Here is a 16,195-nt window from a genome sequence, read left to right on the forward strand (position 1 = left end):
ACAATGATTAAGTTATCACAACGATTACAAACCATTGCAGACCGGGTAACGCCGGGTTCACGGGTCGCGGATATCGGCTCTGACCATGCGTTATTGCCGGTCTATCTTGTGCAAAGCGGCCGATCGCCAGGTGCGATCGCCGGAGAATTAAATACAGGACCCTTCCAAGCCGCCCAGAAACAGGTGGCAAGCGCAGGGCTTAAATCGGCCATTACCGTGCGCCAAGGGAATGGACTCGCCGTACTGGAAGCCGGTGAAGCCGATACGGTTACGATTGCCGGCATGGGCGGCGTGCTGATGGCCGAGATTCTGGAGTGGGGCGCTCAGAACGGGAAGCTCAGCGATGTGAAGGAGCTTGTCCTGCAGCCGAATGTGGGTGAAGATGTCGTCCGTCAATGGTTGACTAACCATGGTTGGCTGCTTCAGGGAGAGACTATCCTGGAGGAAGACGGCCGATTCTACGAGGTGCTTCACGCGCAGCGAACCGATGATTTCGCGAGGGCGAATGAAGCGCTGTACGACCCTGCGTTTTTAAGACGCGACGCTCAGGAAGTTGAATTGTGGCGGGGCTGGCTGTATCGCATGGGACCGTATTCGCTGCGCAGCCCGTCGCCGCTGCTCCATCGCAAATGGGCGTTCGAGCTTCAGAAGCTGGAGCGGATCACGGCCCAGGTAGCAAGCTCCGATCAGCCGGAAGCGATCGTCAAGGCAGAGGAGTTCCGCAAAGAAATACGCGAAATTCAGGAGGTGCTGGCATGTACGCCAACGGACAGACCGTCATTCAACTGATGGAACAGCTTGCGCCGAAGCACTATGCGGTCGAGAATGACCGCATCGGCCTGCAGCTGGGGACGCTCCAGAAGGAAATCACCAAAGTATTGGTTGCCCTTGACGTAACCGATGAAGTGGTGGATGAAGCGATTCGGGAAGGCGCGGAACTGATCATCGCGCATCATGCGATCATCTTCAGGCCGCTTGCGAAGATCGATACTTCGACGCCCGCAGGTAAGTTGTACGAGAAGCTGATCAAGAACGATATCGCTGTCTATATTGCCCACACGAATCTCGATGTCACCGAAGGCGGCATCAATGATTGGATGGCCGATCTATTAGGCATTCCGCAAGAGAAACGAGCTTCCCTCGAAGACATACATACCGATAAGCTGTCCAAGCTCGTTGTTTTTGTTCCGCAAGGGCATCACGAGAAGGTGCTGGAAGCGATCTGGAATGCCGGCGGCGGCCATATCGGCAACTACAGCTGCTGCAGCTTTAATATTGAAGGAACCGGCACGTTCCTGCCAGGCGAGGGGACAAATCCGTTCATCGGCAAGAGCGGCAAGCTTGAGAAGGTGGCGGAGATGCGTATCGAGATTATCGTACCGCAAAACGTACAGCGGCGCGTGGTGACCGCTATGCTCAAGGCGCACCCGTACGAAGAGGTTGCCTACGATTTGTACCCGATGGACTTGAAGGGGCGTTCCTTCGGTCTGGGGAGGGTCGGCAAATTGGCCGAACCGATCCGGCTTGGCGATCTCGCGGACAAGGTGAAGGAAGTATTCGAAGTTCCGGCAGCTCGCTTGGTGGGCGATCCGGAGCGGATGGTCCGCAAGGTAGCCGTGCTCGGCGGTTCCGGTGCCAGATATGTCCGCCATTCCTTGTTTGCCGGTGCGGATGTGCTCGTAACGGGCGATATCGATTACCATACGGCTCATGACGCGCTCGTGGCCGGGCTTGCCATTATCGATCCTGGCCATAACATCGAGAAGATTATGAAACCTCGTGTCGCCGATTGGCTGAATGAACAACTGGCCGAACGCAAGTATGCAACCACCGCGGTCGCATCTACGATTTCGACCGAAGTATTCCAATTCGTCTAAGCTTGGAAGATGGACCAGCCTGAGGGGTGATTCCCAAGCCATGAAAAGGGAATGCGAAAGACTTGAGCTTTTGATGCATTCTTAGTATACTAGCTAAGCACCGGAAAGTTTGACAGACAATCGCTGGCGTTTCGCGAGAAGCGCGAGAGGAAAGTCCGGGCTCCATAGGGCAGGATGCTGGATAACGTCCAGTCGGCGCGAGCCGAAGGATAGTGCCACAGAAATGGACCGCCGATGGCTGGCCGCAAGGCTAGCACAGGCAAGGGTGGAACCGTGGTGTAAGAGACCACGAGGACCGTTGGTGACAACGGTGCTGGTAAACCCCATCTGGAGCAAGACCGAGAGAACGCAGCGCTTCATGCGCACCCTAGCCCGGGGCGCGTTCGGGTGTGTCGCTGGAGCCTGTTAGCAATAGCAGGCCTAGATAGATGATTGTCGCTTCAATGGTGGGAGGGTCGTTCCCGTTATGACCACTGGAAGTACAGAACCCGGCTTACGGCAAACTTTCCGTCACGATTATCCTTAAGTAACGTTGTCCTGTTGGGACGATTAAAAGGCTGCATGATCTCATCCGTTAGGATGAAGGATCATGCAGCCTTTGTTGCGTTTCGGCATTTCGTTTATTTTGCTTTATTCAACGGCCATCACTCGTATTTTGCCGCAATCTGGTCGAGCCTCCGCTTCGTCTGCGCCGGATAATTCTGCAGCGTGACTTTGGACTGTCTAGCCGCTTCCAAGGCGCGGACGACATCAATTTGGCCGTAGCCAAAATATTTGTCTTTGCCTTTGTCGCCAAGATCCTGCGCCGATTGCCGGATCAGATCCATGACCTCTACATTGGTGAGGTCCGGATTGATCGAGCGGATGAGCCCGGCCAGCGCTGCCACATGCGGACTCGCCATCGAGGTGCCGGACAACGCGGCATACTGACTGCCAGGATAGGTGCTGGCGATGCTCGCGCCTGGAGCGGCGACGCCGATGTAATCGCCGTAGTTGGAGAACGACGATTTTGCGCCATCCGGATCGGTTGAAGCTACGGCCAATACTTCCGGGTAAGCAGCCGGGTAGCCAGGGCGCTCCGTGTTGTCATTGCCGCTGGCCGCGATCAACACCACATCATGGTCATACGCATATTTGATGGCGTCATGCAGGAATTCAGCTTCTGCATAGTTGCCCAGGCTCATATTGATGACTTTGGCACCTTGATCCGTCGCCCAGATCAAACCTTCGGCTACGGAATACGTCGATCCAGCGCCGCTGGAATCAAGCACTTTGACCGGCAGCACTTTGTTATACCAAGACAGCCCGGCTACGCCTTCGCTGTTATTGACATTCGCCGCGATGATCCCGGCAACATGCGTACCGTGACCGACATCGTCATCAGGCGGCGAGTCAGGCGAAACGATATTTTTACCGTCAGCGAGCTTCCCAATAAGGTCGGGATGATCCAATTGAACGCCGGTATCCAATACGCCGATCGTGACGGTGCCATTCCCTTTGGAGACGCTCCAACCCTTCTCGGTTTCAATGATCGGCAAGTTCCATTGATAATCGGAATACAGGACATCGTTGGGCACAATGGAACGAATCGCCGCAGGATCCGCCGTATCGTTCGTCATGTACAGATAATGCGGCTCGGCATATTCGACATCCCACTTGGTTTTCAAATAGGCCATCATGTTCTCCGCCGTTTCGTGCGCGGAATGGACGACGTACGTGTAGCCAAGCTTCCGGACATGTTCGGCATGCAGGTCGGATTTGATTTTTTCCAGATCCGCATCGGTTGGCGTCTGGCGGAATTTAACGACGACTTCATTAATGTGATAATGGCTGGCATTGGCGTTGTCTTCGCCTGTATTCACCGTCGTATCCTGCAGCGTATTCGGCACAACGGATTCGATCTTGTATTTGCCTTCGGCCGGATAAGGAACGAGTCTTAAGTTACGGCGCTGATGGTGGGCGACGTTGTTCACGATGTCTTGACGGACGACGCCGACGATGCCGTCGCCTTTCATCCGGTAGCTTGGAATCGCCATGACCATGTAACGATGGCCCGCGGGCTCAATCGTATTCGAATGATAGGTCTTCCCTTGTTTAAGCTGGGTTCTTGCTTCCGCCAAGGCTTCTTTCATGCCGGGGAAATTCGCATAAGGTACGATGCCCCGCGTTATGGCATCGCCTTTGTTCCACCATTGCACGTACACCATCTGTTTATGCATGTCCATCATATGGGCGAGATGGTCGGATCTGTTCTCTTCGGTCGTCGCGGTTGTCATCAGTTTACGGAAATTAATGCTGCATTCGGTTGTGCAGAGCAGCGCCGTTGCTTGCATATCTTGCTGGACCATCCGCATTTTGGCGGTGTGCTCTTTGTGGGAGGACAGTGTTTTTACTTTGTCGGCCTGCAGGTTCTGGATATGATTCTGAGAAGGTTCGGGGGCACCGAACCATGGTGTCAGCGGGATGAGAAAAGCGCCGCATGCCGCCACGGCGAACCAGCCTATCCATTTGCGTCGCATTGCGTATCAAGCTCCTTCTTGGCTCATTTACGCTTAAGATTAGGTGTGGCTCGTCAAATTATACGGCAAGCGGATGCAAAGGATAGTACCATCGTCAAGCATTTTGTGGTACGATATTGTTGCCGTGAAGTTTTGTTTTGGAGAAATGAAAGGGGATCTACCTATGCCGTCGACAAACGTGAAACCGCTCAGCGAATCAACCAGGGAAAAACTAAAACAAGCGATTGGCCAACTGGAAACGTTCTTGAATGCCCATGCGCTTCCACAGCTTGCCGCAGAAGATCAAAGTGATGAAGCGGAGCTTTTCTATAAAGGTTTGCTGTCCGATCTTCGCCATCTTCTTGTATTCTCGGAAGTTGGTATGGAGAAACTCGGCGTTGCGCTGAGACGTCCAACGTTTGATATCGAATTCGCTGAACGTGCACTTTATGAAGTGTATCATCAATCCGTGAACGCATTTTTCTATCCAAAGAACGAATGTTACTCCGAAGATGGCCGTTATGCATATACAGGTCAGGATGCCATTCGCTTCCGCAGCAAACCGGTTCGTCCGGCGCGCGACATCGTGCTTGGCGTATCGAAGATTTTCGAAGAACTGCGCGACGACCTCGCTTATTATGAGAACGACTACATGACCCAGCGCAGAATGCAAGGACAAAAATAAGGCAGCATAACGCACCCCCGAATCAGGGCAACTTGATTACGGGGGTGATTTCATTATGCCGAATGGCGTAAGCTGCAGCGTATCCAATTGCTCGTTCTGGGGTCAAGGCAACCAATGCAACGCCAAAGAAATCCATGTCGAGATCGATCGTCATGCCCATTCCGATTTTGGTTCCGAGATGGCAGAGGAGGGTTTCCTGCACAAGGACAAAGCGCAGGATTCAGCAACGACTTGCTGTCATACGTTCAAACCAAAGGGGGAATAAGCGATGGAGCGCGATCGGGATTACAGTCCCTACGACGATTCGGAAACTTGTCCGCATATGAACAGCCGCGATTGCCAGGAGTTTAAGGAGGAAATGGCAGCTGAGATCGCTATTCCTGCCACGTATTCCGGATTAAGCCGTACCCGCAGCCGCGAAGATGAAAGCAAGAAAGCGATGCGATCTGCCGGCCGGGCAGCCGGTTGGGCGGGGCTCGTCATCGCGATCATGTCTTGGTTCGTATGGCCGGTATTGCTGGGGTTATCCGCGGCATTCATCGGATATGTCGCATTCCGTCAAGGAAGTCGTGGACTTGGCATCTGGTCGATGACGCTAGGTCTGATCGCCGCAGTCACTTATCTCGTCCTTATTCCGCTTTATTATGCTTATGCCGTAACCTAGAGAAAGCCGGTGGGGGAACCCGCCGGCTTTTCCATTTAATTAATTGGCCAATGAACTGGCGGAAGTACATAAAACGATGTAAAATGAAAACATAGTTTGTCCTAGTGGCACTGATAATTGTACATCCCTAATCGCTTAACGGCTAACATGAGGAGGCGAATAATGAGTATCGACCCGCGGGTACTGAAGACGCTGCTGCAACTGCAGCTGACTTCGAACTTGGATATGTCCGGCAACTCGACAACGGCAACTAGCGGCGACAGTGACGTATTCGGCGCGTTGCTGCAACAAATGATGTCAGGATCCGGCAATAGTACAGGCTTAAGCGCCGTGGCTGATGCGTTATCGAATTCCGGTGCGGTAGACAGTGGTTCGTCCTCGTCCGCAGCGATGTTCCTGCAGCCGCTGGTAGCTGCTTCTTATGGCAGCGCGGCGCAAGTGCAACCGGCAACGGAAACCGCGAATATGACGCAAGTATCGGGCGGTTCGAATTCCGATTATGACACGCTGATTAATGAGGCCGGTGCCAAGTACGGCGTATCGCCAACCCTTATCAAAGCGGTCATTCAGACGGAGTCGTCCTTTAATCCGAATGCGGAATCGCACGCCGGCGCCAAAGGGCTCATGCAGCTCATGGATGGAACCGCGAGCGGCCTTGGCGTAACGGATTCATTTGATCCGAAGCAGAATATAGAAGGCGGTACGAAGTTTCTATCGTACCTGCTTGAGAAATATAACGGCAACGAAGCAGCTGCGCTTGCAGCTTATAATGCAGGACCAGGCCGGGTAGACCGCGCCGGCATTAAGACGAACGAAGATTTCGCGGAGAAGATCAGCAATCTTCCGAAGGAAACGCAGAAGTACGTGGGCAAGGTGCTTAGCGCACAGAGCCAGTACGTCTGACGACCGCAAGTAGACGATACGATGAAGCGACAGACCACGTCTATAGGAGCGCTGCGCGCCATGCCGCGTATGTGCTTCATGAGGCGGGTCTTCTTTTTGTTACCCTCAGTTGAGAGGAGATGCGTAAGATGTATTATTTTGACCATTCTGCTTCTTCTCCGCCTCATGAAGAAGTGGTTCGAACGTTAACCGAAGTCATGGTGCAGCATTATGCCAATCCATCGTCACTGCATCGCGGCGGCCAAGAGGCCAGCAAGCTGCTGGAGCGCGCGCGAGTGGTCATTGCCAAGCAGTTCGGCACGTCGCCGAGCGAATGGGTGTTCACTTCGGGAGGGACGGAGAGCAACAATGCGGCGATTCTGGGAGCGGCCAGACAATACCGGGGTCGCGGAAGGCATCTCATTACTACCCAGATCGAGCATCCTTCCGTGTATGATACCTTCAAGAAACTCGAACACGAGGGCTTCCGCGTAACGTATTTGCCGGTAGATCGTGAAGGGCGGATTACCGCTGACCAAGTGGAGCAAGCGTTAACGGCCGAGACGATACTAGTTAGCGTTATGCATGTCAATAATGAGACGGGTGCCATACAGCCGATCCATGAGGTTGGGCGATTGCTGAAAGGCCGTCCACGCATTCTGTTCCATGTCGATGGCGTGCAGAGCGTAGGCAAACTGCCGGTATCGCTGCAGGAGAGCGGAATCGACCTATTCAGTGCCTCAGCTCACAAAATACGCGGCCCGCGCGGAGTCGGCCTGCTGTATGTACGTCAAGGGATTGAATTGCAGCCCATCCTTGCCGGCGGCGGCCAAGAGAATGGACTTCGCCCGGGGACCGAGAACGTCGCTGCGATCGTCGCGGCTGCGAAGGCGTTCCGGCTTGCGATAGAGTCTCAACCCGCTCGCCATTCGCAGATGAGCAAGCTGCGCCGTCGGTTGGCCGAGTGGCTCGAGTCGAAGCCGCAGTTGTTCGTCAATGGCGGCGGCAAGGAGGCTGCAGGCAACGGCAAGAACGGGACAGTTGCTCCTCATATCATCAATTTCTCGTATCCGGGCATGAAGCCGGAAGTGGTCGTCCATATGCTGGAAGAGCACGGTATTCTCGCTTCTACCAAATCGGCCTGCTCTTCGAAGGACAGCAAGCCAAGCCGCATTCTTGAGGCGATGGGCTGCGACAACGCTCGGGCATCGAGCGGAATTCGAATCAGCTTCGGCGATGAGCATGACGAGAAGGCGATCGATTGGCTCTGCGCCCAGTTGGAGCTGGTTACAACCAAGCTTGCTCGGTTAGAAAGAAAGGAAGAACGTTCGTGATGACGATAAAACCGGATCTTATACTCATTCGCTTTGGCGAATTTACGATCAAAGGCAGGAACCGCAAGCAGTTTGAACGGCGTCTGGTGGAGCAGGTACGGAGAGTCGTATCCCCATTCAAGACGGTAAAGCTGATTCAGACGTTCGGCAGGCTGTATATTGAATTGAATGAAGAATCATACGAAGCGATCGCCAAAGAGCTCAAGCACGTCTTCGGCATCGTCTCCTTCTCGCCCGTGCTGCGTGCGGAGATGGAGCTGGAATCGATTCGCGAGAGAGCCCTTGAGCTTATGCTGTCTTGCGTTCCGTCGCCTCGCACCTTCAAAGTATCGGTCCGCCGGGTGGTGAAGTCGTTCCCGCACGAATCGCAGGCGATGAATCATCTCGTAGGCGGGCATGTGCTTCGGGCGATGCCGGAATTGAAGGTAGACGTGCGGAATCCGGAAGTGGAGCTCCGCCTCGAGCTGCAGCCGGAAGGCGCCTTCTTGTTTACGGATGTTGTGCCGGCAGCCGGCGGATTCCCGTATGGCACGAACGGCAAGGCAATGCTCATGTTATCCGGCGGCATCGACAGTCCGGTAGCTGGCTATTTGGCGATGCGCAAAGGACTGGAGATTGAAGCGATTCACTTCCACAGCTATCCGTTCACCAGCGATCAGGCGAAGGAGAAGGTCATTACGCTTGCACGCCGATTGTGCGAGATTAGCGGAGTGCCGATGAAGCTGCATCTGGTGTCGTTTACCGAGATCCAGACTTCGTTCACGCAATGCAATCAGGATCACTTGATCATCACGTTGATGCGTCGTTCGATGATGCGCATTGCTCAGAAGTTAGCGGAGAAATCAGGGGCTCTTGGCATCGTGACAGGCGATAGCCTGGGTCAGGTTGCCAGTCAGACGCTTAGCAGCATGAACGTTATCGGCCGAACTGTCGATCTGCCGTTGCTGCGCCCGCTCATTATGTCGGATAAACAGGAAATAATTAATTTGGCCGAAGAGATCGGTACGTTCGCGACGTCCATTCTACCATATGAAGACTGTTGTACGCTTTTCGTGCCGAAATCGCCGAGCACGAATCCGAATCTGAACGTGGTGATGAAGGTGGAATCGTTCATCCCGAGATTAGATGAGATGATTGCCGAAGCTGTCGCAACGACGGAGGAGATCGTGCTGCGTCCAGGCGAGCAGCATGAAGCGGAACAAGCGGGGCAGGACGATTGGTTCTAGACCGTTGGCGTTTGATTCTTCTAGTCTGACCCAATGAAGAAAAGCAGGGATCCCTTAATGGGTTTCCCTGCTTTTTTCGGTTGTTGGGGCTTGTTTGGCGCGGGAAGCATTCTTCCAGAGTCCGCCTACGATAATGATGACGATCATGAGAAGAAGGAACGACCAGCGAATGACCGGATTCTCATCGAAGAAAGTTTCCAACTTCGGTTCGTGCGTGATCATCTTGGCCGCTGTGTAAGCGAGTACCCCGGATCCGAGGTAGACAATCCACGGGAAGCGATTGATGACTTTGATGAAGAGCGTGCTGCCCCATACGACAATCGGGATACTAATGATGAGACCTAGAATCACGAGGCGATAGTCCCCGTGAGCCGCACCCGCTACCGCGATGACATTGTCCAGACCCATGGCCGCATCGGCGATGATGATCGTCCGGACAGAAGCCCACAACGTATTGCCTGCTTTAATGTCGCCATGGTCGTTCTCGTCGACGAGCAGCTTATACGCGATCCACAGCAGCAGAATACCACCCGCAAGAAGCAGCCATGGGATATCGAGCAAGTAAACGACGAGAACCGTAGCAAGCGCCCGAATGCCGACTGCGCCTACCGTCCCCCAGATAATCGCGCCTTTCTGTTGATTCTTCGGCAAATTGCGTGCAGCAAGCCCGATTACAATTGCATTATCGCCAGCGAGGATCAGGTCGATAAACACGATGGTAATCAGCGCAGACAGGAATTCCAAAGAAAAAATGTCCAACCTAATGTTCCCCTTTCGCTCGAGTATCTACTTTGACTACATTACTTACGCTGCTCGTGCCGATTGGATGCAAAAATAAAATTGGACATAACCTCCCTATTATGAACATACATCATTCATATAAGTCATTTGGACAGGAGGGTATCATTGGACAGCCTCATAACTTTTATCGAAATCGTCTTTATTAACATTCTGCTGAGCGGGGATAACGCTGTCGTTATTGCGCTGGCTGCACAGCAGCTTCCGAAGGAACAACGCAAGAAGGCGGTATGGTGGGGAGCGGGAGCGGCCGTTGGGCTGCGCTGCTTGCTGACGTTTATTGCGATTACGCTGCTCGAGCTTCCTTTCATTCAGATTGCGGGCGCGCTTATGCTGTTCATCATTGCGGTGAAGCTGGTTACCGATGCGGCCGGGGGAGACGCCTTAGATGACTCCAAACACGTCCGCAAAGCCGGTTCGCTCGGACAGGCTGTCAGGACCATCATTGCGGCGGACTTCATTATGAGTCTGGATAATGTGCTGGCCATTGCCGCCATCGCAGAAGGGGAACCGATTCTCATTTTCCTCGGGATCGCGATCAGCATTCCGATGATTATCTGGGGAAGCCAGCTGCTCAGCAAACTTCTGCTCAAATATCCGGTGCTTGTCTATCTCGGCGGGGGGTTATTAGGCTTTGCCGCCGGCGAAATGTTCGTTCACGACCCGGTGCTTAGCCGAGTTACCTTCTCCGGCATGAATACTCTAACGGAAGCGCTGCCCGTATTATGCGTGCCGCTGGTCATCGTTGTCGCATTGCTTCGTCTTCGAAGATGAGGCCATGCGGCTTTTTTTTATATGTAAAAATGAAAAGCGTACTGGTTTTTTATCTGTCGTTCCATTACACTATAATAATGACAAGAAGAAACAAATTACGCTTGTTGATTAGCTCGCGTTACCAATCGCAAGGTTGGGAATGCAACACTCATTAAGCGTTGAGAGAAGGGAAGCTTGCATGCCTGGAAATAAATCTGCGATCGGCATCTTATTTTTATTTGCCGGAGCGGTTATATTGCTCGGGAAGCTGGGTCTGTTCGCCTTTATCGGAACGAATTTCTGGCCGTTGTTCGTCCTGATCCCCGGCATTCTGCTGCATGTTCTGTTTTTTGGACGGCTGCTGCCGACGGTAGTGCTCGTGCCGGGAGCGATTTTGACGGTCAGTGCCGTAATCTTTTTCTTCTGCATAGCATTCGGGTGGAATAACATGCAGTACCTGTGGCCGCTCTTTATCTTGGGGCTTGCGATCGGATTGTATGAATATCATCTGTTCGAGATGTCTCATCCGAAAGTGGCGATGACGGCGGCAATCATACTGGCGCTCATAGCGGCATCATTCTTCGTCATGATGTTATTCTGGGGCTTCGGTCTATACCTGATCGCAATTGCATTCCTTGCTGTTGGAGCGTGGCTGGTTACCGGCAGAAAATCCTACTGGTAGTCGCCGCTTAATACTTGCATCAGGCGCAAGAGGTAAGTAAACAAAATAGAATTTGGAGTGGATAAGAACATGCAAGCAAGACAAAACATTCGGAACATCGCGATCATTGCCCACGTTGACCATGGCAAAACGACCCTCGTAGACAAGCTGCTGCAGCAATCGGGTACGTTCCGTGAGAACGAGGCTGTACAAGAAAGAGCGATGGACTCGAATGATCTGGAACGCGAACGCGGCATTACGATTCTCGCGAAGAACACAGCCATCACGTACAAAGACTATCTGATCAACATCGTCGATACACCGGGACACGCCGACTTCGGCGGCGAGGTTGAGCGGATTATGAAAATGGTTGACGGCGTATTGCTCGTCGTAGACGCGTTCGAAGGCTGTATGCCGCAAACGAAGTTCGTGCTTCGCAAGGCGCTGGAACATCAATTGACGCCGATCGTAGTATTGAACAAAATCGACCGTCCTAACGCACGTCCTTCCGAAGTTGTCGATGAGGTTCTTGACCTGTTCATCGAGCTGGGTGCGAATGACGAACAACTCGAATTCCCTGTCGTATACGCGTCCGCGCTGATGGGTACTTCCAGTAAAGAACCAGAGACGCAAGACGAGAACATGGAAGCGATCTATGAGACGATCGTGAGCCACATTCCTTCGCCAACGGAGAGCGTGGAAGATCCGCTTCAATTCCTCGTTACGCTGCTCGATTATAACGAATATCTCGGCCGCATTGCGATCGGCCGCGTCAACCGCGGTATCATCCGCCAAGGGCAACCGGTTGCGGTTATGACACGCGAAGGCGCAACGAAGCAAGCGCGGATCGAGAAGCTGTTCGGCTTCCAAGGTCTGAAGCGCGTTGAAGTTGAAGAAGCGGGCGCAGGCGATATCGTGGCGATTGCCGGTATTAAAGAAATCAACATCGGCGAGACGATTGCAGATCCAGCGAACCCAGAAGCGCTGCCGGTTCTGAAGATTGACGAGCCTACGCTCCAGATGACGTTCCTCGTCAACAACAGCCCGTTCGCGGGCCGCGAAGGCAAGTGGGTTACTTCCCGCAAGCTGCGTGAGCGTCTGTACAAGGAGTTGGAAACTGACGTTGCGCTGCGCGTCGAAGAGACCGACAGCCCGGATGCTTTCGTCGTATCCGGACGCGGCGAGCTTCACCTCGGCATCCTGATCGAGAATATGCGCCGTGAAGGTTACGAGCTTCAAGTTTCCAAGCCTGAAGTTATCATTAAAGAAATCGACGGCTCCAAAATGGAACCGTACGAGCGTCTTATCATCGACGTACCGGAAGAAAGCACAGGCGCTGTTATGGAGAGCCTTGGAACACGCAAAGCCGAGATGGTGAACATGGTCAACAACGGAACGGGCCAAGTTCGTCTGGAGTTCATCATTCCTGCGCGCGGCCTGATCGGCTACCGCACGCACTTCCTGACGCTGACGCGCGGCTACGGCATCATGAACCATGCGTTCGACAGCTACGGTCCTCTTGCGGGCGCATCTGTCGGCGGCCGTCACCAAGGCGTTCTGGTCTCGAGCGAGAACGGAACATCGACGTTCTACGGCATGATGTCCGTTGAAGACCGCGGCCTGCTGTTCATGGAGCCGGGTACGGAAGTATATGAAGGCATGATCGTCGGTGAGCATAACCGCGATACCGATATTATCGTCAACATCTGCAAAGAGAAGCAGCTGACCAACATCCGTTCGGCGACGAAGGACGATACCGTTCGTCTGAAAACGCCAGTGCTGTTCTCCCTGGAGCAGGCGCTCGAATACTTGAACGATGATGAATATTGCGAAGTGACGCCAAAATCGATTCGTCTTCGCAAAAAAATCTTGAACAAGAGCGAGCGGGAACGTGCCGAGAAACAACGTAAAATGGCACAAGCAAACGCATAAGCGAAAAACTTTTGGCCTCGAGCTGTCGTCTATTAAATTAGACGCGCATCTCGAGGCTAATGACGTTCTAACGCGATGAAGGAGCCCATTACACTTCGCCCTGAGAGGAGCTATCAACCGTGCAAAGCTGGTTACACGACCATCCGGTTATCTCGTATATCCTCATATTAGCTTTTGTCATCTATATTTTTAACAATGTGTTTCGGGTGCAGCGTCTGCCCATTCTGAAGGAAATTCTGGTTCATCTGATCATGGCGATCGGATCTTTCGTCCTCTGGATACTGCAGTATGACTTGCTTCCGATCGTGCAATGTATGGCCGTCGCTGTGGGCATGATGATGATGCTTCGTGGTCGTCAGCTATATGACAAGTGGAAGAACAAGAAGAACCCGGTCCAGCCGGAGCAGGAGAGCAACAAGGCGGTATTCGAGAACAAGTAATGCACCTTACGGTCAGACATGTAAACGCTTCTAGAGGAAAGGATGCGGGTAGCGATGCGTCTGGAGGATGCTTTGTTTAATTGGCTGCAAATTACGGTCGTAGCAGAAGCAAGACCCGATGATCGCGCGGCGGTTGATACTTGCGCCTTCTTCAGTCAGCTGCTTCATGAGGATCATGCCATTACAGAGCTGCGGGTTGAACGGACGGATGAGACGATGATTCATATCCGATACGTGCAAGGCGGCCGCTCTAAACTTCACATGTTCGACAGGGAGGCTGGCGAGCAGCTGCTGGCCGACATTAACTCGAATCCGAAATACAATGAATAAAGGTGGATATGATGAGCAATCAGACATCGATGACATCCCGAAGCAAGCGCTCAGGATCACCTAAGCGTCCCAAGCGAGGCGTGATTTGGTTTCGCCGGTTTATGGTTCTGCTGCTAGTCTTATTGATCGGTATCGCCGGTTACCTCGGATTTCTGTACAAGAAATCAAAGGATGCGCTGCTGGTTGCCACAGCCGATGCAGAGCCGGGGATCGTCGTCCCAGCCGATCAATCGGTTAAGGTAAAGCCGGTGGGGATCTTGCTGCTGGGCATGGATACGCGCAAGGAGACGGGCAGCCTAAATACGGATGTCATGATGGTCGCCGTATTGAATCCGAAGACGAAGACCTCTGCGGTCGTTTCCATCCCGCGCGATACGAAGATCGAGCTCGATGGCTATAAGAGCCGCAAAGCCAACGCGTACTATGCCAAGTTCCGCGCTCAAGGTACGGCGGACGGCATGAGCGTCAAGGAAGCGGATAAATACGCCAAGCAGGAAGTGCGCGAGATGCTCGGCAAATATTTTGGCATCGATATCACCTATACGGCAACAATCAACTTTCAAGGCTTCGTCGACGTGGTCGATGCGCTTGGCGGAGTGCCCGTTGATGTCGACATGGATATGCACTACATAGACAATGCCGACGGTACGGAGATCGACTTGGATAAGGGGCACCAGACGCTCGATGGCGATCAGGCGCTTGATTTTGTCCGTTACCGGAAGTCCAACGACGGAACGAACATGTCCAGCGATTTTGACCGCAACAAGCGTCAAAGCGAAGTGCTCGGGGCGATTGCCGATAAGATGAAGTCGCTCTCCGGCGTCGCTAAGCTCGGCAATGTCATCGAGGCGGTCGGCAACAATATGCGCATGGATCTTCCGGCGAGTGAAGTGGAGAATCTGATGAAGACCTACTTCCAGATGGGCAAATCGGATATTCAATTCAGCGCGCTGGAGGGAACATGGCGCAGTCCGTACGTTCGCGTGAACGAGGACAGTTTACAAAAAGCCAAAGAGATTCTGCAGGCAAAACTGGCTGAATGACGGTGGTAGATGTTCCCTTGCTTGTGCTATAATAAATGCACCGTAGTATCCATGATACTTTGTACAAGGAGGCCATGCGGATGACAGAATTCATCGCAGCTCGTTCCGACAATACATTGAATCCGTGGTCGACCTCTTCCATGTCGCTGCTTCGTCTATTCAAGGGCGCTGGCGGTGGTTCGAATGGCCTTGCGAAGACATGGATGGATACGGTGAAGGCAGGCAAGCTGCGTTTCATGTTGCCGGCGTTCGATCACCTGAAATTCGGTGCAATGCTACCTCTGGTTGCGGGCGGGCTGTGCTTGTCCCAACTGCCTGAAGATGGACAATTGGATACCAAATCGGCCGCAGACAAGCAAGAAGGACAAGTGTGCCGCTATATGAGAAAAGCCTAGTGATTGGATCACTAGGCTTTTTGTGTCTCAAGCGGCATGCAAGCATGCTCTATAAATGGGTATTCATTTGCTTCGGCTTATCGTCCACCGATCTGGTCTTCTCGGGAACGGTGTCGCGAGGCAGTTGCGGCACGATGCGACCGATGATGTCCGCCATTTCTTCAGCGAAGCCGGCCATCGGACGACCGCGGCGCATATCGGCCTGAATCTCGCGAAGGCGGTCGGCCAAATCCATATCAGCCGTTACGATGGCATCTACGCCGTAAGGATCCTTCCGGAATGCTTCGGCGACTGCATACTTAATTGTGCCGACGCGGGAACGCTCCAGCTTGCCGTCCACATCGATCCCGACGACTGCCGTATTTTTAAACACAACGCAGTGAGCACCTTTTACACCTGGTATTTGCGTAGCTAATTGCTCAAGATGCAATGCAACTTGTTTCGAACTGCTGATCACCTTTTCGCGCGGCGCACTTTGCTGCGCACGGATGCGGTTATCATTTTGCGGAGAGGGTGATGTCTTATTGCGGGCGACTGTACCGCAGCCTGTCGCCAGCAAGCAAAGGACCATAGCCGACACCAGCCATTTGCCCATGTTCGCCACCTGACCTTTCCTTTCCTAGTCGCGTTTCGTCTGTTCAAGCATAGTTTGCCGCATGGCAGGTACCGCTATGTAT

18 protein-coding genes and 1 other RNA gene are annotated in these 16,195 nt (G+C 53.2%); 16 read left to right on the plus strand and 3 right to left on the minus strand.

The annotated features are described in order from the left end of the window. The first annotated feature begins 3 nt into the window (after positions 1–3). From FHS18_RS05210 to rnpB, 3 genes are all read left to right on the plus strand, one after another. The gene (locus tag FHS18_RS05210; protein ID WP_183597715.1) at positions 4–789 is read left to right on the plus strand and encodes a tRNA (adenine(22)-N(1))-methyltransferase; all 786 of its coding nucleotides are present in this window, start codon (positions 4–6) and stop codon (positions 787–789) included. Further along, positions 756–1,877 carry a Nif3-like dinuclear metal center hexameric protein gene (locus FHS18_RS05215; RefSeq protein ID WP_183597717.1) on the plus strand — a complete coding sequence of 374 codons (1,122 nt, stop codon included), beginning with the start codon at positions 756–758 and terminating at the stop codon, positions 1,875–1,877. The genes FHS18_RS05210 and FHS18_RS05215 overlap by 34 nt, the downstream gene beginning before the upstream one ends. A 104-nt stretch (positions 1,878–1,981) precedes the next feature. Beyond that, positions 1,982–2,388, plus strand: an RNA gene (gene rnpB / locus FHS18_RS05220) — RNase P RNA component class A. 133 nt (positions 2,389–2,521) lie between these two features. On the opposite strand, the gene FHS18_RS05225 is transcribed toward rnpB, so the two are convergent. Continuing rightward, the gene (locus tag FHS18_RS05225) at positions 2,522–4,396 is read right to left on the minus strand and encodes a S8 family peptidase (protein ID WP_183597719.1); all 1,875 of its coding nucleotides are present in this window, start codon (positions 4,394–4,396) and stop codon (positions 2,522–2,524) included. Positions 4,397–4,559: 163 nt separating this feature from the next. Here FHS18_RS05225 and FHS18_RS05230 point away from each other — a divergent pair, with 163 nt between their 5' ends. The 6 genes from FHS18_RS05230 to thiI all read left to right on the plus strand — a co-directional run bounded on the left by FHS18_RS05230 (position 4,560) and on the right by thiI (position 9,166). Continuing rightward, positions 4,560–5,060, plus strand: a complete 501-nt coding sequence (locus FHS18_RS05230) for a YpuI family protein (RefSeq protein WP_183597721.1) — start codon at positions 4,560–4,562, stop codon at positions 5,058–5,060. A 55-nt stretch (positions 5,061–5,115) separates the two neighbouring features. Beyond that, a complete protein-coding gene (locus FHS18_RS05235) occupies positions 5,116–5,325 on the plus strand; it encodes a DUF1540 domain-containing protein (RefSeq protein WP_183597723.1) in 210 nt (69 codons plus the stop codon). 3 nt (positions 5,326–5,328) lie between these two features. Further along, positions 5,329–5,724, plus strand: a complete 396-nt coding sequence (locus FHS18_RS05240; RefSeq protein ID WP_183597725.1) for a hypothetical protein — start codon at positions 5,329–5,331, stop codon at positions 5,722–5,724. Between the two features lie 162 nt (positions 5,725–5,886). Beyond that, entirely contained in the window at positions 5,887–6,627 is a 741-nt protein-coding gene (locus tag FHS18_RS05245) for a lytic transglycosylase domain-containing protein (RefSeq protein WP_281378654.1), read from the plus strand. A gap of 128 nt (positions 6,628–6,755) precedes the next feature. Then, entirely contained in the window at positions 6,756–7,940 is a 1,185-nt protein-coding gene (locus FHS18_RS05250) for a cysteine desulfurase family protein (RefSeq protein WP_183597727.1), read from the plus strand. A 5-nt stretch (positions 7,941–7,945) separates the two neighbouring features. Beyond that, positions 7,946–9,166: a tRNA uracil 4-sulfurtransferase ThiI gene (gene thiI / locus FHS18_RS05255; RefSeq protein ID WP_183598669.1), complete on the plus strand. Its 1,221-nt coding sequence runs from the start codon at positions 7,946–7,948 to the stop codon at positions 9,164–9,166. Between the two features lie 54 nt (positions 9,167–9,220). On the opposite strand, the gene FHS18_RS05260 is transcribed toward thiI, so the two are convergent. Further along, positions 9,221–9,925: a TerC family protein gene (locus FHS18_RS05260; RefSeq protein ID WP_183597729.1), complete on the minus strand. Its 705-nt coding sequence runs from the start codon at positions 9,923–9,925 to the stop codon at positions 9,221–9,223. Positions 9,926–10,072: 147 nt separating this feature from the next. Here FHS18_RS05260 and FHS18_RS05265 point away from each other — a divergent pair, with 147 nt between their 5' ends. From FHS18_RS05265 to FHS18_RS05295, 7 genes are all read left to right on the plus strand, one after another. Next, the gene (locus FHS18_RS05265) at positions 10,073–10,738 is read left to right on the plus strand and encodes a YjbE family putative metal transport protein (RefSeq protein WP_183597731.1); all 666 of its coding nucleotides are present in this window, start codon (positions 10,073–10,075) and stop codon (positions 10,736–10,738) included. 178 nt (positions 10,739–10,916) lie between these two features. Then, the gene (locus FHS18_RS05270) at positions 10,917–11,399 is read left to right on the plus strand and encodes a hypothetical protein (protein WP_183597733.1); all 483 of its coding nucleotides are present in this window, start codon (positions 10,917–10,919) and stop codon (positions 11,397–11,399) included. 69 nt (positions 11,400–11,468) lie between these two features. Beyond that, complete coding sequence (gene typA, locus FHS18_RS05275) at positions 11,469–13,310, plus strand: translational GTPase TypA (RefSeq protein WP_183597735.1); 1,842 nt, start codon at positions 11,469–11,471, stop codon at positions 13,308–13,310. Positions 13,311–13,429: 119 nt separating this feature from the next. After that, a complete protein-coding gene (locus tag FHS18_RS05280) occupies positions 13,430–13,750 on the plus strand; it encodes a YlaH-like family protein (protein WP_183597737.1) in 321 nt (106 codons plus the stop codon). A 54-nt stretch (positions 13,751–13,804) separates the two neighbouring features. Next, complete coding sequence (locus tag FHS18_RS05285; RefSeq protein ID WP_183597739.1) at positions 13,805–14,080, plus strand: hypothetical protein; 276 nt, start codon at positions 13,805–13,807, stop codon at positions 14,078–14,080. Positions 14,081–14,181: 101 nt separating this feature from the next. After that, entirely contained in the window at positions 14,182–15,123 is a 942-nt protein-coding gene (locus FHS18_RS05290) for an LCP family protein (RefSeq protein ID WP_183597741.1), read from the plus strand. A gap of 80 nt (positions 15,124–15,203) precedes the next feature. Next, complete coding sequence (locus FHS18_RS05295) at positions 15,204–15,518, plus strand: hypothetical protein (protein WP_183597743.1); 315 nt, start codon at positions 15,204–15,206, stop codon at positions 15,516–15,518. A 49-nt stretch (positions 15,519–15,567) separates the two neighbouring features. On the opposite strand, the gene FHS18_RS05300 is transcribed toward FHS18_RS05295, so the two are convergent. Next, positions 15,568–16,113 carry a YhcN/YlaJ family sporulation lipoprotein gene (locus tag FHS18_RS05300; RefSeq protein WP_183597745.1) on the minus strand — a complete coding sequence of 182 codons (546 nt, stop codon included), beginning with the start codon at positions 16,111–16,113 and terminating at the stop codon, positions 15,568–15,570. Between the last annotated feature and the right edge of the window lie 82 nt (positions 16,114–16,195).

The organism is Paenibacillus phyllosphaerae (assembly GCF_014192105.1).
GTDB classification, from domain to species: Bacteria; Bacillota; Bacilli; order Paenibacillales; family Paenibacillaceae; genus Paenibacillus_Z; species Paenibacillus_Z phyllosphaerae.